Source organism: uncultured Corynebacterium sp., from assembly GCF_945649885.1.
GTDB lineage: Bacteria > Actinomycetota > Actinomycetes > Mycobacteriales > Mycobacteriaceae > Corynebacterium.
The window spans coordinates 1-20377 of sequence record NZ_CALZFS010000043.1 but is presented as its reverse complement, the minus strand read 5'-3'; the positions used below and the strand labels follow the sequence as shown (position 1 = coordinate 20377).

18 protein-coding genes are annotated in these 20377 nt (G+C 59.2%); 15 read left to right on the top strand and 3 right to left on the bottom strand.

Annotation, left to right across the window (positions count from 1 at the left end; genetic code table 11):
* The 3 genes from Q0M74_RS06500 to Q0M74_RS06490 all read right to left on the bottom strand — a co-directional run.
* Nucleotides 1-487: YbjN domain-containing protein (locus tag Q0M74_RS06500; RefSeq protein WP_293952636.1), on the bottom strand; the 487-nt coding region annotated here is incomplete at its 3' end.
* On the bottom strand, nt 477-947 hold the full coding sequence (locus Q0M74_RS06495) for a YbjN domain-containing protein (protein ID WP_293952634.1): 471 nt from the start codon (nt 945-947) through the stop codon (nt 477-479). The genes Q0M74_RS06495 and Q0M74_RS06500, both read right to left, overlap by 11 nt.
* A 63-nt stretch (nt 948-1010) precedes the next feature.
* Complete coding sequence (locus Q0M74_RS06490) at nt 1011-2528, bottom strand: TIGR01777 family oxidoreductase (RefSeq protein ID WP_293952632.1); 1518 nt, start codon at nt 2526-2528, stop codon at nt 1011-1013.
* Between the two features lie 221 nt (nt 2529-2749).
* Here Q0M74_RS06490 and pyrR point away from each other — a divergent pair, with 221 nt between their 5' ends.
* The 15 genes from pyrR to Q0M74_RS06415 all read left to right on the top strand — a co-directional run.
* Nucleotides 2750-3328, top strand: coding sequence for a bifunctional pyr operon transcriptional regulator/uracil phosphoribosyltransferase PyrR (gene pyrR / locus Q0M74_RS06485; RefSeq protein ID WP_293952630.1), 579 nt, complete (start codon nt 2750-2752; stop codon nt 3326-3328).
* Nucleotides 3328-4266 (top strand): aspartate carbamoyltransferase catalytic subunit, encoded by a 939-nt coding sequence (locus tag Q0M74_RS06480; protein WP_293952628.1) that lies wholly within the window; start codon nt 3328-3330, stop codon nt 4264-4266. Before pyrR ends, Q0M74_RS06480 begins: the two co-directional genes overlap by 1 nt.
* Before the next feature lie 52 nt (nt 4267-4318).
* Nucleotides 4319-5689: a dihydroorotase gene (locus tag Q0M74_RS06475; RefSeq protein WP_293952626.1), complete on the top strand. Its 1371-nt coding sequence runs from the start codon at nt 4319-4321 to the stop codon at nt 5687-5689.
* 88 nt (nt 5690-5777) lie between these two features.
* On the top strand, nt 5778-6983 hold the full coding sequence (gene carA / locus Q0M74_RS06470) for a glutamine-hydrolyzing carbamoyl-phosphate synthase small subunit (RefSeq protein WP_293952624.1): 1206 nt from the start codon (nt 5778-5780) through the stop codon (nt 6981-6983).
* A 5-nt stretch (nt 6984-6988) separates the two neighbouring features.
* Nucleotides 6989-10330 carry a carbamoyl-phosphate synthase large subunit gene (gene carB, locus Q0M74_RS06465; protein ID WP_293952622.1) on the top strand — a complete coding sequence of 1114 codons (3342 nt, stop codon included), beginning with the start codon at nt 6989-6991 and terminating at the stop codon, nt 10328-10330.
* Between the two features lie 6 nt (nt 10331-10336).
* Complete coding sequence (pyrF, locus tag Q0M74_RS06460; RefSeq protein ID WP_293952621.1) at nt 10337-11179, top strand: orotidine-5'-phosphate decarboxylase; 843 nt, start codon at nt 10337-10339, stop codon at nt 11177-11179.
* Between the two features lie 205 nt (nt 11180-11384).
* Entirely contained in the window at nt 11385-11705 is a 321-nt protein-coding gene (gene mihF, locus Q0M74_RS06455; protein ID WP_290275611.1) for an integration host factor, actinobacterial type, read from the top strand.
* 6 nt (nt 11706-11711) lie between these two features.
* Complete coding sequence (gmk, locus tag Q0M74_RS06450) at nt 11712-12284, top strand: guanylate kinase (RefSeq protein WP_293952620.1); 573 nt, start codon at nt 11712-11714, stop codon at nt 12282-12284.
* A 144-nt stretch (nt 12285-12428) separates the two neighbouring features.
* Nucleotides 12429-12662 carry a DNA-directed RNA polymerase subunit omega gene (rpoZ, locus tag Q0M74_RS06445; protein WP_225213683.1) on the top strand — a complete coding sequence of 78 codons (234 nt, stop codon included), beginning with the start codon at nt 12429-12431 and terminating at the stop codon, nt 12660-12662.
* A 209-nt stretch (nt 12663-12871) separates the two neighbouring features.
* Nucleotides 12872-14149 carry a bifunctional phosphopantothenoylcysteine decarboxylase/phosphopantothenate--cysteine ligase CoaBC gene (gene coaBC / locus Q0M74_RS06440; RefSeq protein ID WP_293952619.1) on the top strand — a complete coding sequence of 426 codons (1278 nt, stop codon included), beginning with the start codon at nt 12872-12874 and terminating at the stop codon, nt 14147-14149.
* Between the two features lie 154 nt (nt 14150-14303).
* Complete coding sequence (metK, locus tag Q0M74_RS06435) at nt 14304-15527, top strand: methionine adenosyltransferase (RefSeq protein ID WP_293952618.1); 1224 nt, start codon at nt 14304-14306, stop codon at nt 15525-15527.
* Between the two features lie 24 nt (nt 15528-15551).
* Entirely contained in the window at nt 15552-17612 is a 2061-nt protein-coding gene (locus Q0M74_RS06430) for a primosomal protein N' (RefSeq protein WP_293952617.1), read from the top strand.
* A gap of 150 nt (nt 17613-17762) precedes the next feature.
* Nucleotides 17763-18272 carry a peptide deformylase gene (def, locus tag Q0M74_RS06425; protein ID WP_293952615.1) on the top strand — a complete coding sequence of 170 codons (510 nt, stop codon included), beginning with the start codon at nt 17763-17765 and terminating at the stop codon, nt 18270-18272.
* A gap of 26 nt (nt 18273-18298) precedes the next feature.
* Nucleotides 18299-19258, top strand: a complete 960-nt coding sequence (fmt, locus tag Q0M74_RS06420; RefSeq protein ID WP_293952613.1) for a methionyl-tRNA formyltransferase — start codon at nt 18299-18301, stop codon at nt 19256-19258.
* Nucleotides 19255-20377, top strand: a 1123-nt coding sequence (locus Q0M74_RS06415; protein WP_293952611.1) for a transcription antitermination factor NusB, incomplete at its 3' end; no start/stop codon positions are given. The genes fmt and Q0M74_RS06415, both read left to right, overlap by 4 nt.

Sequence of the window (20377 nt, the reverse complement as noted above, 5' to 3'; positions counted from 1 at the left end):
CCGTGGCGTATTCCTTGGCTGCCTGCTCCACAGCATCCTGGATGGCCAGAACATGATCAATGGCATTCTTCAACATCACAGACAGCTGGATGTCATTGAGTCCAGCTGCGACGAGAATGTCCTTCTCAGAACGGACGACAGCCTGCTCCGTGCGGTCCATCACGAGGGCCTTGGCGGAAAAGTTGAAGCAGTTCACCTGGTTGCAGGCCAAGTGCCAGCGTGGGTCACCATCGGCGATGGTGGTGTCGGTCTGCTTGTCGGCACGCACGATGAGCACGGAATCCAGCAGGGCGAACATGACCTGGACGCCGTTGAGGTTGGCGCTGGCCACGGCTGCGCTCTCACCCTGGTTCTCCGCGACCGCAAGGGTGATGCCGAATTCCTTCATGATGCTTTCCACACGGTCAAGGGTGACTGCGATCGGCTTGGGGGTGGGAACCTGACCGTTGTCCACACTTGGGGTGTTCTCAGGGGTATTAGTGGGCATCGTGCTCGTCCTTCCAGGTGACAAGATCAGGGAACTGCTGCTCAAGCCATTCAAATGCGGTGGTGGTGGCTTCCAGGGAGCTCATGATGAATGCTCCAACCTGGTTATGGCTGAGACCGGCAGATGTGGGGATCTGACGGAGGCCGTTGACTGCCAGAGTGTTTTCCTGCATTTCGAAAAAGCGCAGGGTGGGGGTGAACTGAGTGAGGTTCCACTCATTCGTCGCAGCCAGAATCAGGGAAGCCTGTTCTGTGGCTGGAGCACCACGCCACATGGCCTCCATGGTCAGACCACCGTCGATTTCTACGAAGCTGATGGCGGCGTTGATGAAACCGGTGCGCACCACGGCGGTGCCGTCATGCTCTTCCACACGGTAATTCAGGTTTTCATCATCAAGAATCTTGGTTACGGCATCCAGGCTGAACGCCTTGATGTCGTGAGGTGAGGGAGCTGCAGTCACTGTGGAATCTGTGTCCTAACGGGAATCGAGGTTTCTTCAGCATCCCACCCTACCGGTCTTGTTTTAATCGCTGCGTTTGCGTCGGAAGTTGAGAATAGAGGTGCGGATGGTTTCCTCCACCTCCACAGGATCTTCCACTACGGCTTCCGCTTTAGCGGCACGTTTGGCTGCCTTCTGAGATGCCCGGACTTGTTTCTTCTCTGCAGCGTCTAGGGCTTCCTGTTCCCGGGTGGCCGCGGCATCGGCAAGTTCCTCACCACCAAGTTCATGCGCGATGGCAGCAGCGATGGTGGTGTACCGGAAAACATGTCCTAACTCCTGGAGTGCAGAGGGGACCACCTGCTGGTTGGCCAGTGCCAGTTCCTCAGCACCCTGGCTGCCCAGGAGGATCTTCGGGCCAAGAGTCGGGATCTGAATGAATGCGGGGCGGTGGAGTTCAGAGGCCAGCGCCTTGGTCATCTCCTGGTTGTTCACCGGGGTGGGGGAGACCGCATTGATGGGACCTGAGATCTGGGAATCAATGATCGCGCGGTAGTAGATGTCAGTGAGGTCATCAATCGCGATCCAGCTGAACCAGTTGGAACCATCACCGAATTGGCCACCCAAGCCGGTGGAGAACAGTGTTTTTAGCAGCGGCAGCATGCCGCCACGGCCGCTTAAAGCCACACCGGTGCGGATCAAGACCACACGTTTCCCACCTTCGGTGGCAGGCGTGGTTGCCTGCTCCCATTCATCCACCACATCAGCCAGGAAGCCGTCACCACGGCTGGAACTTTCCGTGAGGTGTTCATCGCCACGGTCATGACCATAGAATCCGATGGCGGATGCCGTCACCATGGTGGTGCACGATGCTGATGCCGCCACCAGTCCGGCGAGCTTTCTCGTGGGCTCGACTCGGGAATCGCGGATGGCATCTTTGTGTGCATCATTGAAACGTCCGAAGATCGGTTCACCCGCCAGGTGCACCAGAACATCAACCCCCTGTAGGAGATCACCAGCAGGGTTCTCTGGATCCCAGGTCCGCTGTCCGGGCTTTGCCTCACCACGGACGAACTGGATCACGGTGTGCCCACCGGTTTGCAGCTGGGCTGTTAAAGCCCGGCCCACCAGCCCACGGGAACCGGTGACCGCGACGGTGAGGGGGGAGTCATCACCAAGGATCTTGAAGCGTGCCAATGCGAGCATGTCCTCGCGCAATTGGTTCTGTCGGAAGGCGAACATCCCCGCCAGGGTGGAGCCCGGAAGACGGGTGCTCACCGAATCTGTGATGAGGGTGCCCCCGTCCTGATCAATGAAGTTGTGGACATGACGCCAATTGGCCAGAGCCTTCAGTGGAGCAGAGACACAGACGTCGGTAAAACGACTGCCGTTGAGGTAGCCGGAGAGATCGTGACGGGCAATCCATTTCAAACCTGCAGGAAGGCTGAAAATGGTTGTTCCATCAGAAAGGCGCTCTGCCTGCGAGATCGGCGTCAAAGGAACAAAAGGAGGGGTGAGTCTGGATACAGATCCCCTGCGAGTATGCCAATCCCAGACCTCTTCGCATGAAAAAGGAATAAAATGGCTGGTGGTCAGACTCACAGGGGCTTCTCCATGTCTACGGAATTGTTCCCGGGTGGGGTAACCGGGTGTCCTACAGTGTGTACATGTCACACTTTGCGCGTTGATGATGTAACGTTTTCAACGTCAAAGTGGCGCTCCCCTAGAGCATAGTCAGCTCCGGGGAAATAGGGTGTCTCGACGCTAAGCAATTTAGGACATCCTTTAACGGACCGCACAGAGAGGCGGGGAAGGAGGTCACGATGAGCGAACGTATTAGCACTGTGGTCGAACTCCTCAACGAGGATGACGTCAGTCGTACCGTCGCGCGCATCGCGCACCAGATTATCGAAAAGACCGCGCTTGATTCAGAAGGCGCTGGCAAAGTCATGCTGCTCGGAATCCCCTCAGGTGGAGTTCCATTGGCTGAACGCCTGGCAGACAAGATCGAAGAATTTTCAGGCATCCGTGTAGACACCGGAGCCATTGACATCACTCTTTACCGTGATGATCTTCGAAATAAACCACACCGTGCGTTGAAACCCACGACCATTCCAGATGGTGGCATTGATAAGACCACCGTTGTCTTGGTCGATGATGTGCTGTTTTCCGGACGCACCATCCGCGCAGCACTTGATGCGTTGAGGGACCTCGGTCGCCCCAACTACATCCAGCTGGCTGTCCTCGTTGACCGTGGACACCGTCAGCTGCCGATCCGTGCGGATTATGTGGGCAAGAACATCCCCACCGCGCGTACTGAAGATGTCAGCGTGCTGCTTGAGGAGATCGACGGCCGCGATGCTGTCACCCTCACTCGTGAAGAAGTTGAAGGGGATAATTGATGAAGCACCTCCTCTCAATTGCGGACCTATCCCGCGATGAGATCACCGGCCTCCTCGATGAGGCTGATCGTTTTAAGGAGGCGCTTGAAGGACGAGAGGTGAAGAAGCTGCCCACCCTGCGTGGGCGGACCATTTTCACCCTCTTCTACGAAAACTCCACTCGCACCAGGTCTTCCTTTGAGACCGCAGGCAAGTGGATGAGTGCGGATGTCATCAATATCTCCGCATCTTCATCGAGCGTGAAGAAGGGCGAGTCCCTCAAGGACACCGGCCTGACACTTTCTGCCATCGGTGCGGATGCCATCATCATGCGTCATCCCTCATCCGGTGCCGCACAGCAGCTCGCACAGTATGTCGCCCCCGGTGGGGACGGGCCCAGCGTGATCAACGCTGGCGACGGCTCCCACCAGCACCCGACCCAGGCACTGCTGGATGCATTGACCATCCGCCAACGCCTGGGTGGGATCGAGGGTCGCAAGGTTGTCATCGTCGGAGATGTGCTGCACTCACGTGTGGTGCGTTCCAATGTGGATCTGCTGTCCAAGTTGGGCGCTGAGGTCGTGCTCGTGGCACCGCCGACGTTGCTCCCCTATGGCGTGGACAACTGGCCGGTGCGTACCTCCTATGACATGGACGCGGAGATCTACGACGCTGATGTTGTCATGATGCTGCGTGTCCAGCAGGAACGCATGAAGGGCGGCTTCTTCCCATCACATCGCGAATATGCAACGCTCTACGGTTTGAGCGCGGCACGCGAGGCGAAGCTGAAGGATTCAGCAATCATCATGCACCCCGGCCCGATGCTGCGTGGCATGGAAATCAACTTCGGTGTGGCAGATGCCCCACGTACTGCTGTTCTTCAGCAGGTCAACAACGGTGTGCACCTCCGCATGGCGGTCTTGTTCACACTCGTTGCAGGCGTAGGCGCCACCATTTAATCTCCGCTAGTTCGGCTGGCGCTGCCGGCCGGTATATAAGGACTTTTTCGACATGACTGCTTCTGACTACCCCGAGACCGGGGTACTTGCACCAGCCGAATCTGGCACCCTGCTCATCACGAATGTGCGTGTGTACGGCGAAGGCGACCCCACTAATGTCCTGGTCCTCGATGGTGTGATCCAGGCACTTGATGCTGCTGATTCCACTGAGCATGACCGTGCTATCGATGGCAATGGGGGAGTCCTCCTGCCTGGCCTGGTGGATATGCATGTTCACCTCCGTGAGCCAGGCCGGGAAGACACCGAAACTATCGCCACCGGTTCCGCAGCAGCGGCCAAGGGCGGTTTCACGGCCGTGTTCACCATGGCCAACACTTCTCCGGTGATGGATCAGCCTCTGATCGCTGAGGGCGTCTGGTTCAAGGGCCAGAACGTTGGTCTGTGTGATATCCACCCGGTTGGGTCCATCACCAAGGGCCTTGAGGGCAAGGAACTCACCGAGTTCGGCATGATGGCACGTTCCGAGGCACGCGTCCGGGTGTTCTCCGATGACGGCAAGTGCGTTGATGATCCTCAGGTCATGCGTCGTGCGCTGGAATACGCCAAGGGCATGGATGTCCTGATCGCTCAGCACTGCGAGGACCACCGTATGACCGAGGGTGCCAGCGCCCACGAAGGTGAGAATGCCGCCCGCCTGGGTCTGCGTGGCTGGCCACGTGTGGCGGAAGAGTCCATCGTGATCCGCGATGCGATCCTCGCGCGTGACTATGGCAACCGTGTTCACATCTGCCATGCCTCCACCGAAGGCACCATTGAGCTGGTCCGCTGGGCCAAGGCGCAGGGAATTCCGATCACCGCGGAGGTCACCCCACATCACCTGATCCTCACCGATGAGCGACTGGCCACCTATGACGGCGTGAACAGGGTTAACCCGCCGCTGCGTGAAGAACGCGACACCATCGCACTGCGCGAGGCGCTTCTCGACGGCACCGTCGACGTTGTGGCAACCGACCACGCACCACACGGTTCCGAAGACAAGTGCTGTGAATTTGAAAACGCCAAGCCAGGCATGCTCGGACTTGAGACCTCACTGTCCATCATCGCTGACATCTTTGTTGCCTCCGGTCTTGCCGACTGGCGCTTTGTGGCCAAGGTGATGAGTGAGCGACCAGCAGAGATCACCCGCCTCCCAGGTCATGGCCGACCGATCGCAGTGGGAGAGCCTGCCAACCTCACCATCGTGGACCCGGGTCAGACCTGGACTGCCCATGGTGAGGAGTTTGCATCAAAGGCATCGAACACCCCATTTGAAGGAATGGAGTTCAGTGCGAAAGTCACCCATACTGTCCTCAGAGGACGTGTTACCTGCGAAAATGGCGCTGCACTGGCGGCGGTCAGCAGCACCGACACCCCTGTTGCATAGAATGCAATAGATTGAATAAAGTACAGTTAAAGAACCCTTACTCCCGGCCCTGCTAACGGGCAACCATACGAAAGGCGACGCTGTCACTGTGAGTACTGACAACATTGCGAACAGCACCGATCCCAACAACCAGGGCGTAACCAACATTGGTTCCGTTCCTGCCTACCTGGTGTTGGCTGATGGCCGAACCTTCAAGGGCTTCGGCTTCGGCGCGATCGGCACAACCCTGGGCGAGGCAGTCTTCACCACCGCCATGACCGGTTATCAGGAGACCATGACGGATCCCTCCTACCACCGCCAGATCGTCATCAATACCGCACCACAGATCGGCAACACCGGCTGGAACGACGAGGACAATGAGTCCCGAGACGGCAAGATCTGGGCTGCCGGCGTGGTCATCCGTGATCTCGCGGCACGCGTATCCAACTTCCGCGCCACGACCTCCCTCCAGGAGGAGATGGCCAAGCAGGGCATCGTCGGCATTGGCGGCATCGACACCCGCGCACTGGTCCGCCACATCCGCAGTGAAGGTGCCACCCCAGCCGGGATCTTCTCCGGTGCTGACGCTGAGCGTCCCATCGAAGAGCTTCTCGAAGAGGTCAAGGCCCAGCCATCCATGGCAGGCGCCAACCTCTCCAAGGAGGTCTCCGTCGACGAGACCTACACCATCGAGGCAGAAGGCGATGCCAAGTACACCGTCATCGCCTATGACCTCGGCATCAAGCAGAACACCCCGCGCCGCTTCGCTGCACGTGGTGTCCGCACCGTGATCGTGCCTGCAGAAACCCCGTTTGCAGAGATCCAGAAGTACAACCCTGCCGGAGTATTCATCTCCAACGGCCCTGGTGACCCGGCAGCAGCCGACACGATGGTGGAGATTGTCCGTGAGGTTCTCGCCGCAGACATCCCATTTTTCGGTATCTGTTTCGGCAACCAGATCCTCGGCCGTGCATTCGGTATGGAAACCTACAAGCTGAAGTTCGGCCACCGCGGTATCAATGTTCCGGTGAAGAACCACATCACCGGCAAGATCGACATCACCGCACAGAACCACGGTTTCGCCCTCAAGGGTGAAGCAGGCCAGGAGTTTGACACTGACTTCGGCACCGCGATCGTCACCCACACCTGTCTCAACGACGGTGTTGTTGAAGGCGTTGCACTGAAGTCCGGACGCGCCTACTCCGTCCAGTACCACCCGGAGGCCGCAGCCGGCCCCAATGATGCAAGCCCACTGTTCGACCAGTTCGTCGCACTCATGGATGCAGATTCTCAGAACCAGAAGGAAGAGGCGTAAACGACATGCCAAAGCGCTCAGATATCAATCACGTACTGGTCATCGGCTCTGGTCCCATCGTCATCGGACAGGCCTGCGAATTCGACTACTCAGGAACCCAGGCCTGCCGCGTGCTCAAGGAAGAAGGCCTGCGCGTCACCCTGATCAACTCCAACCCGGCCACCATCATGACCGACCCGGAGATGGCAGACCACACCTACGTGGAGCCAATCGAGCCGGAGTACATCGAGAAGATCTTCATCAAGGAGATCGAACAGGGCAACCCAATTGACGCTGTCCTGGCAACCCTTGGTGGCCAGACCGCACTCAACGCCGCGATCCAGCTGGACAGCCTCGGCATCCTGGATAAGTACAACGTCGAACTCATCGGCGCGGACATCGACGCCATCGAGCGCGGTGAAGACCGCCAGAAGTTCAAGGACATTGTCGCCACCATCGGCGGCGAGTCCGCACGCTCCGCCGTCTGTCACAACATGGATGAGGTCTACGCAACCGTTGAGGAACTTGGTCTCCCAGTCGTTGTGCGCCCCTCCTTCACCATGGGTGGCCTGGGCTCCGGCCTGGCATACACCAGGAAAGACCTTGACCGTATTGCCGGTGGAGGACTCGCAGCTTCCCCATCCGCCAACGTCCTGATCGAGGAGTCCATCCTCGGTTGGAAAGAATTCGAACTCGAGCTCATGCGTGATGCCGATGACAACGTCGTGGTCATCTGCTCCATTGAGAACGTCGATGCGCTCGGTGTCCACACCGGTGATTCTGTCACCGTGGCACCATCCATGACCCTGACCGACCGCGAATTCCAGATCATGCGTGACCAGGGCATCGCCATCATCCGTGAGGTTGGTGTTGATACCGGTGGCTGTAACATCCAGTTCGCCATCAACCCCAAGGATGGCCGCCTGATCACCATCGAGATGAACCCCCGTGTCTCCCGATCATCCGCACTGGCTTCCAAGGCAACTGGTTTCCCAATTGCGAAGCTCGCCGCGAAGCTAGCCATCGGATACACCCTGGATGAGGTCACCAACGACATCACCGGTAACACCCCGGCAGCCTTCGAACCAGCCTTGGACTACGTGGTTGTCAAGGCTCCACGCTTTGCTTTTGAGAAGTTCCCAGGCGCTGATGACACCCTGACCACCACCATGAAGTCTGTCGGTGAGGTCATGAGCCTCGGCCGCAACTACATCGCGGCACTGAACAAGGCACTGCGTTCGCTTGAGACCAAGCAGCTCGGTTTCTGGACGAAGCCGGACGAGTTCTTCGCCGGTGAGCGCGCCACCGATCTTCCAGCAGTCTTGGAAGACCTGCGCCGCCCAACCGAAGGCCGCCTCTATGACGTCGAGCTGGCCATGCGCCTGGGTGCCACCATCGAGGAGCTGTACGACGCTTCCTCCATCGACCCATGGTTCCTCGCTGAACTGCAGGCACTGGTGGACTTCCGCATGAAGCTGGAGGACGCACCAGTTCTGGATGAGTCGCTCCTGCGCGAGGCCAAGTTCATGGGCCTGTCCGACCTGCAGATCGCCTCCGTCCGCCCTGAGTTCGCCGGCGAAGAAGGCGTGCGTCGCCTGCGTCTGTCCCTGGGCATCCGCCCGGTATTCAAGACCGTGGACACCTGTGCCGCTGAATTTGAGTCACAGACCCCGTACTACTACTCCGCCTACGAGCTGGATCCAGCAGCGGAGACCGAGGTTGAGCCTCAGACTGAGCGTGAGAAGGTCCTGATTCTCGGATCCGGCCCGAACCGCATCGGCCAGGGCATCGAGTTCGACTACTCCTGTGTCCACGCAGCACTGGAACTGTCCCGCGCTGGCTACGAGACCGTGATGATCAACTGCAACCCAGAGACCGTCTCCACGGACTACGACACCGCAGACCGCCTCTACTTCGAGCCTCTGACCTTCGAGGACGTCATGGAGGTCTACCACGCTGAGACCGAATCCGGCACTGTTGCCGGTGTCATCGTCCAGCTTGGTGGCCAGACCCCATTGGGTCTTGCAGATCGCCTCAAGAAGGCTGGCGTCCCAGTCATCGGCACCTCCCCGGAGGCCATCAACATGGCTGAGCACCGCGGCGAGTTCGGTGACCTGCTCAACCGTGAACAGCTGCCAGCTCCTGCCTTCGGCACCGCCACCACCTTCGAGCAGGCCCGCGATGTCGCCGACAACATCGGCTACCCAGTCCTGGTCCGCCCGTCCTATGTTCTCGGCGGACGTGGCATGGAGATCGTCTTCGATGAGCCTTCCCTGGAGGACTACATCGCACGTGCCACCGAGCTCTCCCCGGAGCACCCAGTTCTGGTCGACCGCTTCCTGGACAACGCCATCGAAATCGACGTTGACGCACTGTGCGACGGCGAAGAGGTCTACCTGGCCGGCGTCATGGAGCACATCGAGGAAGCCGGTGTCCACTCCGGTGACTCCGCTTGTGCACTGCCCCCGATGACCCTGGGCGCCCAGGACATTGAAAAGGTCCGTGAATCCACCAAGAAGCTCGCCCTGGGCATCGGCGTCAAGGGCCTGATGAACGTCCAGTACGCACTGAAGGATGACATCCTCTACGTCATCGAGGCCAACCCACGTGCCTCCCGCACCGTGCCGTTTGTCTCCAAGGCAACCGGTGTCCACCTGGCCAAGGCAGCATCCCGCATCGCTGTCGGCGCGACTATAGCTGAGCTGCGTGAAGAGGGCATGATCCCGAGCAACTACGATGGAGGCTCCCTGCCACTGGACGCTCCGATCGCCGTTAAGGAAGCAGTCCTGCCATTCAACCGCTTCCGTAGCGCGGAGGGTGAGACCCTGGATACCCTGCTCTCCCCGGAGATGAAGTCCACCGGTGAGGTCATGGGACTTGCTGATAACTTCGGTGCCGCCTACGCCAAGGCTGAAGCTGGAGCATTCGGCGCACTTCCGACCGAAGGCACTGTCTTCGTCTCAGTGGCCAACCGCGATAAGCGCAGCCTGATCTTGGCCATCCAGCGACTGGACTCCATGGGCTTCCACATCCTGGCCACCGAGGGCACCGCAGGAATGCTGCGTCGCAACGGCATCGACTGTGAAGTGGTGCTCAAGAGCTCCGACATCCGTGACGGTGCTAAGGGACGTTCCATCGTCGACCGTATCCGTGCGGGCGAAGTAGACCTCATCCTCAACACCCCTGCCGGCTCCGCTGGTGCACGCCATGACGGCTACGAGATCCGTGGCTCCGCCGTCACCGTGGGTGTTCCACTGGTGACCACTGTTCAGGGTGTCACCGCAGCTGTACAGGGCATTGAGGCCCTGCGCAGCGGTGAAGTCACCGTCAGGGCTCTTCAGGAGCTTGATCATGCAGTGAAGGCGTAAAACACCTTGACTGAGACATTTGGAGAAAAGCTCCTTGTTGCCGCCACCACCAGGGGGCGGCTGTGCGTGGGCATCGATCCTCACGCAAGCCTTCTCGAAGCCTGGGGTCTACCCGTCAACGTCGAGGGACTGGAGGAGTTCTCACGCATCTGCGTGGAAGCCTTCTCCGACACCGTCGCGCTGGTGAAGCCCCAGGTGGCGTTCTATGAGCGTTTCGGATCCCGGGGCTTCGCCGTGCTGGAGGAGACCATCTCCACCCTGCGTGAGCGTGGATGCCTGGTGGTCTCTGATGCCAAGCGTGGCGATATCGGTTCCACCATGGCCGGTTATGCCACCGCCTGGCTGGATCCAGAATCCCCACTGTCCAGTGATGCCGTGACCGTGTCCCCATACCTTGGTTTCGGTTCGCTCGAGCCCGTGTTTGAGTTGGCAGAGAGACACGGCAGGGGAGTGTTCGTCCTCGCGGCAACCTCCAACCCGGAGGCACGCGTTCTGCAGGATCAGAGCAATGCTGCAGGCGAGACCATCTCTCAGCAGATCGTCAACGAGGCGGCCAAGCTCAATGCGCCACACATGGCACAGGGCAAGGCTGGCAACATCGGCGTAGTGGTTGGAGCCACCCTGAGCACACCACCGGTGTTGTCACAACTTGGGGGAGCCATCCTCATGCCGGGTGTGGGCGCCCAGGGCGGCACCGCAGCAGATGTGGACACCATTGCCGGGGACATGGTGCATCTGGCATTTCCGAATGTGTCCAGATCTGTTCTGTCAGCCGGACCAGCTGTGGATAAGCTGAGAGTTTCAGTGGCGGAAACCGCTGCAGATTTTCCAGGTTTCCCCAGGTCATGAGTAATCGTAAGGCCCTTTTGAGAACAAACCTGACCTGCAGGTTTGTCAAGAAAGGGCCTCGCCACCTTTGACTTTGATGAAGTAGTGCTAGACTATTCGAAAATCGCAGGGTGACATGCTTGGTATTCACCATTCTTGCCCCTCGGTTCCCGGATATGAAGATATCCGAATGTACATAAAAACCACACGATAACGGAGGAACCCCGTGGCCCTTCCACAGTTGACTGATGAGCAGCGCAAGGCCGCTCTTGCCAAGGCAGCAGAAGCCCGCAAGGCACGCGCCGAGCTCAAGGAGAACCTGAAGCGCGGCAACACTAACCTCAAGGAGGTTCTGGAGAAGGCTGAGACTGACGAGATCATCGGCAAGACCAAGGTCTCCGCTCTCCTCGAGGCTCTTCCGAAGGTCGGCAAGGTCAAGGCAAAGGAAATCATGGAGGAGCTGGGCATTGCTCAGACCCGCCGCCTGCGTGGCCTTGGTGATCGTCAGCGTCGCGCACTTCTCGAGCGTTTCGGCTTCGAGGGCTAATTCTCAGTGTCAGGCGATAACCCACACGGAAGGCTCGTAATTCTCGCGGGCCCCTCGGCAGTCGGAAAGTCGACTGTGGTAGATCGCCTTCGTAGTGACGTTCCCAATCTGTATTTCAGTGTGTCCATGACCACCAGGGCCCCACGCCCCGGTGAGGTGGATGGCAAAGACTATTTCTATGTCACAGCACAGGAATTTCAGGACCGGATAGATCGTGGAGAGATGCTCGAATGGGCAGAAATCCACGGTGGACTCCAGCGTTCGGGTACTCCTTCTGAGCCTGTTCAGCAGGCGCGGGAGGAAGGTCGCCCAGTTCTGGTCGAGGTTGACCTCGCCGGAGCGCGCAATATTGCACAGCTTATTCCTGAAGCCGAAACCATCTTCCTGGCGCCACCCTCATGGGAAGTGCTGGTTGAGCGGTTGACGGGTCGGGGAACCGAGAGCCGGGACGTCATTAATCGCAGGCTGGAAACCGCACGCGAGGAATTGGCCGCACAGAGTGAGTTCAAACACATCATCATCAATGATGATGTTGATGTGGCCGTCAAGGCCATCAGAGATGTCCTCCTCGGCGCTTAGCCAAACTGCAGAGCGGTAGGGTATGCTTTATCGATTGAGCAACCTTCCCGCTCTTTAATCTACTGTCTACAATCTTTTGAAAAGGTGTCAGTGACCAACGTGAGCAACGAGACCAACGCCACCAGGGCCGTCTTTGATCCGCCAATGGGCATTACCGCCCCGCCGATCGATGAACTGCTGGACAAGGTCACCTCAAAGTATGCCCTCGTGATCTTTGCCGCCAAGCGTGCGCGCCAGATCAACAGCTACTACCAGCAGGCGGACGAAGGGGTCTTCGAGTTCATCGGACCTCTCGTTACTCCACAGCCTGGTGAGAAGCCACTGTCCATTGCGCTGCGTGAGATCAACGTCGGCCTGCTGGACCACGAAGAGGGCTAAGAGCCATAGCTTGGCTTTGAGCTGATAACTTCACATCTCTTTCAACACCCCCGGAACATCCCTCTCCTGAGTGGATGGGCTGCGGGTGTTTTAAGCATTCCCGGAAGAAGCGACGGGCAGGGATGTGAGACAGGGGGTGAGGCTAAAGTGTGGAGGGAGATGCCGGACCCCTTGCGGTCAACGATGAGAGTTAAGGAACTGAAACTGCGATGACGCAACAACGTGTGAGTGAACAGGTGGAAAACTACCCGGAATCAAGGCGCAGAATCGTTGTGGGTGTTGCCGGTGGCATTGCGGCTTATAAGGCATGCCACATCATCCGTGCGTTCAAGGAGGCAGGTGATGATGTCCGCGTGGTGCCCACCAGGGCTGCCTTGGAGTTTGTGGGTAAGGCAACCTTTGAGGCGTTGTCCGGAAATCCTGTGTCCATCACGGTGTTTGATGATGTGGATAAGGTGCAGCATGTCCGTGTCGGCCAGGATGCTGACCTGATTGTGATCGCCCCGGCCACAGCTGATCTCATGGCACGGTTGGTGATGGGCAGGGGAGATGATCTGCTGGCGGCAACGGTGCTGGTTGCCACCTGTCCGGTGGTGGTCGCTCCGGCGATGCATACGGAAATGTGGTTCAACCCGGCAACCATGGAAAATGTGAAGACCTTGCGTGAACGTGGCATCACCGTGATCGAACCAGCGCATGGCCGTTTGACGGGTAAGGACACCGGTCCGGGACGGCTTCCTGATCCAGCGCAGATCGTGGAGATCGCCAATGCGGTGGCCGGTGGTGTTGATTTCACCCAGGATCTTGATGGCAAGCGGGTGCTCATCACAGCAGGTGGCACCCTGGAGCACATTGATCCTGTCCGCTATATCGGCAACAGTTCTTCCGGCAGGCAGGGTTATGCCCTGGGTGAGGTTGCGGCCCAGCGTGGCGCCAAAGTCACGATTATTTCCGGCAACACCGTGGAACTATCCACCCCGGCGGGTGCTGAGATTGTGAAGGTGACCTCCACTCAGGACATGTTCGATGCGGTGCAGGAAAGGGCAGGGGAGTCTGACATCATCGTCATGGCGGCTGCCGTTGCTGATTTCCGACCTGAGGCCCAGGCGGCTTCCAAGCTGAAGAAAGGCGGTGATGATGAGGGTGGTCTGAGCACCGTCCATCTGGTGGAAAATCCCGATATCCTGGCCACCACTGTCACCCGCCGCGCGCAGGGGGACTTGGCCTCTGATCCGATCATCGTCGGCTTTGCGGCAGAAACCGGTGACACGGAAACCAGTGCACTGGACCATGCCAAGGCGAAGCTGGCACGCAAGGGCTGCGATCTGCTGATGTGTAATGAGGTGGGGCGCGGCAAGGTGTTTGGGCAGACCCATAATCAGGGTTGGATACTCTCTGCTGATGGTGCTGTCACCGAGGTGGATGAGGGCACCAAGTTGGAGGTTGCCGCACACATCATGGATGCGGTGAGCGCTTACAGAGGTTGATATCAGCTCAAGGGCAAGGGGCTGTGGCCTGGGATTTTAGAGAATCTGCAAGGAATACGGGCTGCTAATTGTAAAATTAGACAGCTTGGTCTACATTAGTTTTAGTATTTTTTAAAGAGCCGATGATGGTCAATTCCTTGAAAGAAGGGTTTTAGTGTCCCAGCCAACCGCCGTTCGTTTGTTCACCAGTGAGTCAGTAACCGAAGGGCACCCGGATAAGATCTGCGACGCAATCTCAGACACCATCCTCGATGCACTTCTGGCTGAGGATCCCCATTCCCGCGTAGCAGTGGAGACCGTTGTCACCACCGGCCTCGTGCATGTGGTGGGTGAGGTCCGCACCAGTGCTTATGTCGAGATCCCGCAGCTTGTCCGCAACAAGCTCATTGAGATCGGCTTCAACTCCTCCGAGGTCGGTTTCGACGGCCGCACCTGTGGTGTGTCCGTCTCCATCGGAGAGCAGTCCCAGGAGATTGCCGATGGCGTAGATGTCTCCCAGGAGGCCCGCGCCAATGGTGATGTGGAAGAAGATGACCGCGCAGGTGCCGGTGACCAGGGCCTGATGTTTGGTTATGCGACCAACGAGACCGATGAGTTCATGCCGCTGCCGATCGCACTGGCACACCGCCTGGCCCGTCGCCTCACCCAGGTCCGCAAGGAAGGCATTGTTCCTCACCTGCGTCCGGACGGCAAGACCCAGGTCACCTTCGCTTATGATTCCGATAACCGCCCCTCTCACCTGGACACGGTGGTCATCTCCACCCAGCATGATCCGGAGGTGGGTCTTGAGTGGCTGGAAACCCAGCTGCAGGAACATGTCATCGACTGGGTTATCCGTGATGCCGGTATCGAGCACCTGGCTACCGCTGAGATCAACGTTCTGATCAACCCTTCCGGTACTTTCGTTCTGGGTGGCCCCATGGGTGATGCCGGTCTGACCGGCCGCAAGATCATCGTGGATACCTACGGTGGCATGGCTCGCCACGGTGGTGGAGCCTTCTCCGGTAAGGACCCGTCAAAGGTTGACCGTTCCGCAGCGTATGCGATGCGTTGGGTGGCCAAGAACATCGTGGCGGCGGGCCTTGCTGAGCGCGCTGAAGTCCAGGTTGCCTATGCCATTGGTCGGGCAAAACCAGTTGGTCTCTACGTAGAGACCTTTGGCACCAACCAGCAGGGACTGACCGATGAACAGATCCAGGCTGCAGTCACCGAGGTTTTTGATCTGCGCCCTGCAGCAATCATCCGTGAGCTTGATCTGCTCAAGCCGATCTACTCCCAGACCGCTGCCTACGGCCACTTCGGTCGCACCGATATCGAACTGCCATGGGAGGCAACCAACCGTGTTGACCGTCTCCGTGAGGCTCTCGAACTGAAGTAGAAGCGCCTATAGTATCTTCGAACTATGGCACATCCCCGCGTCCCCGCTCCAGAAGTGTCGGTGGCGCGGGTTCTTCCGTTATTGGGCCTCCCACATCTGGACCGCCTCTTCGACTACCGGGTCAGCGCCGATCAGGACGAGGACGCTCAACCCGGGGTGCGGGTACGCATCCGCTTCGGTGGCAGGCTTGTCGACGCCCTCCTCATCACCCGCACCAGCCACACCGACCATAAAGGTGAACTGGCCTGGCTGGATCGTGTGATCTCACCGAAGGTGGTGTACCCGCAACGGACCTCAAAGCTCATCGAGGCACTCACTGACCGCTATGGCGGTGTACGCTCTGATCTCATCCGTTCTGCCATTCCCAATCGTCATGCCAGTGTTGAGGATTCTGACACCACCACGCGCTGGGAGGAACTCGGGGTGGCCTCCGAACCTGATCTCTCCTCCTGGTCCGCCTATCAGTATGGGCAGTCCTTCGTGGATGCCGTGCTGGGGGGAACCACGGCCAGGGCTGCATGGCAGATCGCCCCGGGGGACGACTGGGCACTCGCGGTAGCCTCCCTGTCAGTCAAGATCGTCGTCGATGGCGGCGGTGCGCTGATCGTGGTGCCGGACCAGCGGGACGTCGATAAGCTGGAGGCCGCACTGCGCACCCTGGTGGCTGCCAAACAGGTCACCGTACTCAACTCCGGCCTGGGGCCACAGGCACGTTATCGACGTTTCCTGTCTGTGCTCAGTGGGCAGGGACGTTTAGTGGTGGGTACGCGTAGTGCCGCGTTCGCGCCGGTGGAAAACTTAAAACTTGCCGTGATCTTAGGGGATGGCGATGACAACCTGGTGGATCCACGCTCACCCTATGTGCATGCCCGGGAGGTCCTGACCACCCGTTCCGCACTGGAGGGGGCCTCGCTGATCATCGGTGGGCATTCACGCACCGCGGAAACCCAGCTGCTGGTGGAATCCGGGTGGGCGCATGATCTGGTGGCACCACGCGAGACCATCCGCACCCGGATGCCACGTATCCAGGCTGTCGGTGACTCTGACTTTGAGCTCGAACGTGACCCCCTGGCCAGATCAGCACGTCTGCCGGGGCTTGCTTTCAAAGCTGTCCGTGATGCGCTATCACGCCAGGAACCTGTTCTGATCCAGGTGCCACGTAAGGGGTATGTGCCAACACTGGCCTGCGGTAACTGCCGGACCCCGGCACGGTGCCGTCACTGTAATGGGCCGGTTGGTCTGCCGCAGTCCGGCCCCAATGACCAGGCTGGTGTGCCGACCTGCAGGTGGTGTGGTCGTCCAGATACCCGTTTCCGTTGTTCCTCCTGTGGTTCGCCGAAGTTGCGTGCCGTGGTGTTGGGGACGGAACGCACGGCTGAGGAGTTAGGGCGTGCTTTTCCTTCGACTCGCATCATCACCTCCGGTGGCAACAAGGTGGTGGACCATATTGATCATGGTCCGGCCATCGTGGTTTCCACGCCGGGGGCGGAACCTGATGTTCAGGCCGGGGTGGATCGCTACAGCGGTGAGACCACCGCGGGTGCCTATGGTGCCTGCCTGCTGTTGGATACCTGGGCGCTCATGGGGAGACAGGATCTGCGTGCTACGGAGGACACCCTGCAGAAGTGGGCTGCTGCTTCCACACTGGTGCGCTCGCACCTGCATGGCGGGCATGTGATAGTGGTGGCGGATCCGTCCTTCCCGGTGGTACAGGCACTGATCCGCTGGGACATGGTGGGGGCTGCGGCAACGGAACTTGCGGCACGACGTGAAGTGAGTTTTCCACCGGCTGTCCATATGGCCGCCATCGATGGTGCCACCACCGCCCTGGACACCTTCATTGAATCAGCCAACCTTCCAGCCAATGCGGAGATCCTGGGCCCGGTGGATCTCCCCCCGGGAGTCACCCTGCCCGGGGAGTATGATGAGCAGCGTTTCGGTCCGGCCCAGCGCATGCTCATCCGTACCCCGCTGGGGCCCCGGTCCGAACTGGGGCAGGCGTTGCGTGCTGCCCAGGTGGCACGCGCGGCACGCAAGAATGATCTTCCATTGCGAGTCCAGATGGATCCGATCCACATCGGATAGCTGCCGGATAGGTATTGCGATAGGGGACCTGTCTGGTGCAGGCGATAGTATGGAACGAACATCTTCTAAGCAGGTCCCCACACCCGGTGTGGGCACCTGTACTGGAGAAGATTCCTTTTCCCACAGCTTGCAAGGAGACCCTCTTCAACCATGACCGTTCGTGAAGTCAGATTTTTCGGTGATCCCGTTCTCACCAGCAGGGCAGATGAAGTCACAGACTTTGATGAGTCCCTGGCGACACTTGTTGACGACATGTTCGACACCATGGAAGATGCCGGCGGTGTCGGCCTGGCCGGCAACCAGATCGGTGTGTTGCGCCGCGTGTTCGTCTTTGACTGCAGCCACGTTGATGGTGGCCTGCGCGGACACGTGATCAACCCGGTGTGGGAACCCATCGGGGAAGAAACCCAGACCGGTACCGAAGGGTGCCTGTCCATCCCGGATGTTTCCGCTGACACCACCCGCTATGAAACTGTCCGCCTGTCCGGTCAGGACAAGGATGGAAACCCCATTGGTATTGTGGCGTCCGGCCTGTTGGCACGTTGTATCCAACATGAAACCGACCACCTTGATGGCGTGCTGTTCCTCAAGCGTCTGGACCCTGCGGAACGTAAGGCTGCGATGAGTGTCATCCGTTCCTCCGACTGGTTCAACAGCTAAACCCGTACCTGAAGTAAAGGACTGTTATGCGCCTAGTTTTTGCAGGCACCCCGGAGCCGGCTGTTGTGGCCCTCCAGAAATTAATTGATTCCGACCATGAGGTCCTCGCCGTTCTCACCCAGCCTGATGCCCGTCGCGGTCGCGGTCGTACGCTACACCCGTCAGCGGTAGCTGAGCTGGCTGAAAGTCATGGTATTGAAGTGATCAAACCCACCAGCCTCAAGGCCGACACCGAGGATGGTCAGCTAGTCCGTGAGCGGTTAGCTGAACTCCAGCCGGACTGCCTCCCAGTGGTTGCCTTTGGACAGTTGATCACGAAGGATCTGCTGGATGTCGCCCCACATGGTTGGGTCAACCTCCATTTCTCCCTACTGCCGGCATGGCGTGGTGCTGCCCCTGTGCAGGCTTCCATCCGCGAGGGCGATCAGGTCACCGGAGCAACCTGCTTCCGCATTGATGAGGGACTGGATACCGGCCTGATTCTGTCCACCTTGGAAGATGAGATCCAGGCAACTGACACAGCTGATGATCTTCTCACCCGCCTGGCCTGTTCCGGTGCGGATCTTCTGGTGCAGACCATGACAGATCTGGAACAGGGCAATATCACGCCGCGTGAACAGACTGGTGAGGCAACCTATGCCTCCAAGATCACCACAGAAGATGCCCGCATCGACTGGAGTGAACCAGCCGAGGTCATCGACCGTCACATCCGTGCACACACCCCGGGCCCCGGTGCCTGGACCATGCTTGATGACACCCGTGTCAAGGTTGGGCCCGTGACCCTCGTAGCAGAAGGGCAGGAGCGCAACGAGGAGGTGCCAACCCTGGCACCGGGTGCGATCAGCGCCGGCAAGAACACCGTGTACGTGGGAACCGGAACCCACATGATCACACTGGGGCAGATCCAGCCTCCAGGAAAGAAAATGATGAATTCATCAGACTGGGCCCGTGGTGTCCACATCGATCAGGAAGCGAACTTTATATGAGCCTTGAAAAATCATCGGGCGGTTTCCGCTCACGTTCCGCCAAGGGGGAGCAGAAGAAAGAGCCTGGGAGGAAGGCCGACTCTGACTCAACCCAGAGCGGTGCCCGGGGAGGAAGCCGTGGAAGTGGACACGGTGGTGGCCCCCGCAGTGGTAACCCTCGTGGTGGTAGTTCCCGTGGCGCCAAGTCCACGGGTCAGGGCCGTGCCAAGCCCGCGGTCCAGCGCCGTGGCGACAACCAGAACTTCGGCTCCCGCCCAGACCGCAATACCCGCGGTGAGGTCCGTGAACTGCGTGGCCTTGGTGTGGACAAGCCACGTGAAATTGCCTTCGAGGTCCTGGATCGCGTGCGCACCGGAGAAGCCTATGCCAACCTCGTGCTGCCACGTCTGCTAACCAAGCAGAAGCTGGACAGTCGGGATGCCGCCTTTGCCACTGAGATTACCTACGGAACCTTGCGTAACCAGGGCCTGTTGGACACGGTGATTGAATCCGCAGCCAACCGCAGCCTCAACGACATCGATCCGGAGATCCTTGACGTGCTTCGCATCGGCGCCTACCAGGTACTGTTCACCCGCGTGGAGGACCATGCCGCTGTGGATACCACCGTGAAGATGGTCGGTGGACTGAAGAAATTCCAGGCCACCGGCTTTACCAACGCCGTCATGCGCAACATCACCCGGACCTCAGCAGAAGAATGGCTGAGCAAGCTGGAGCCGGAAGGTGAGATCGCGCGTGTGGCCTTCCGCACCGCTCACCCGGAGTGGATCGCACAGAGCTTCTCCCGTCTCCTGCCCGCTGATGAGCTGGAGGCAGCCCTGGAAGCTGACTCCCAGCGTCCAGTGGTACACCTGGTGGCACGTCCCGGCGAGATCAGCGCTGAGGAACTGGCACTGATCACCGGTGGTGAAGAAGGTAAGTACTCGCCCTATGCGGTCTACCTCGAAGGTGGAGATCCAGGCGATATCGATCCAGTCCAGCAGGGGCTGGCAGCAGTGCAGGATGAAGGCTCCCAGTTGATCGCCCGCGCACTGGTGGAAGCACCCGTGGAAGGCGAAGATCAAGGCCGATGGCTGGATCTCTGCGCCGGCCCCGGTGGCAAAGCAGCACTCATCGGCGCCC

Bases quoted from the DNA above. Each gene is read 5' to 3' on its own strand.
- pyrR (WP_293952630.1), top strand. From the start codon at position 2,750: ATGAGCGAACGTATTAGCACTGTGGTCGAACTCCTCAACGAGGATGAC.
- Q0M74_RS06480 (WP_293952628.1), top strand. From the start codon at position 3,328: ATGAAGCACCTCCTCTCAATTGCGGACCTATCCCGCGATGAGATCACC.
- Q0M74_RS06475 (WP_293952626.1), top strand. From the start codon at position 4,319: ATGACTGCTTCTGACTACCCCGAGACCGGGGTACTTGCACCAGCCGAA.
- carB (WP_293952622.1), top strand. From the start codon at position 6,989: ATGCCAAAGCGCTCAGATATCAATCACGTACTGGTCATCGGCTCTGGT.
- rpoZ (WP_225213683.1), top strand. From the start codon at position 12,429: ATGGGCATTACCGCCCCGCCGATCGATGAACTGCTGGACAAGGTCACC.
- coaBC (WP_293952619.1), top strand. From the start codon at position 12,872: ATGACGCAACAACGTGTGAGTGAACAGGTGGAAAACTACCCGGAATCA.
- Q0M74_RS06430 (WP_293952617.1), top strand. From the start codon at position 15,552: ATGGCACATCCCCGCGTCCCCGCTCCAGAAGTGTCGGTGGCGCGGGTT.
- def (WP_293952615.1), top strand. From the start codon at position 17,763: ATGACCGTTCGTGAAGTCAGATTTTTCGGTGATCCCGTTCTCACCAGC.
- fmt (WP_293952613.1), top strand. From the start codon at position 18,299: ATGCGCCTAGTTTTTGCAGGCACCCCGGAGCCGGCTGTTGTGGCCCTC.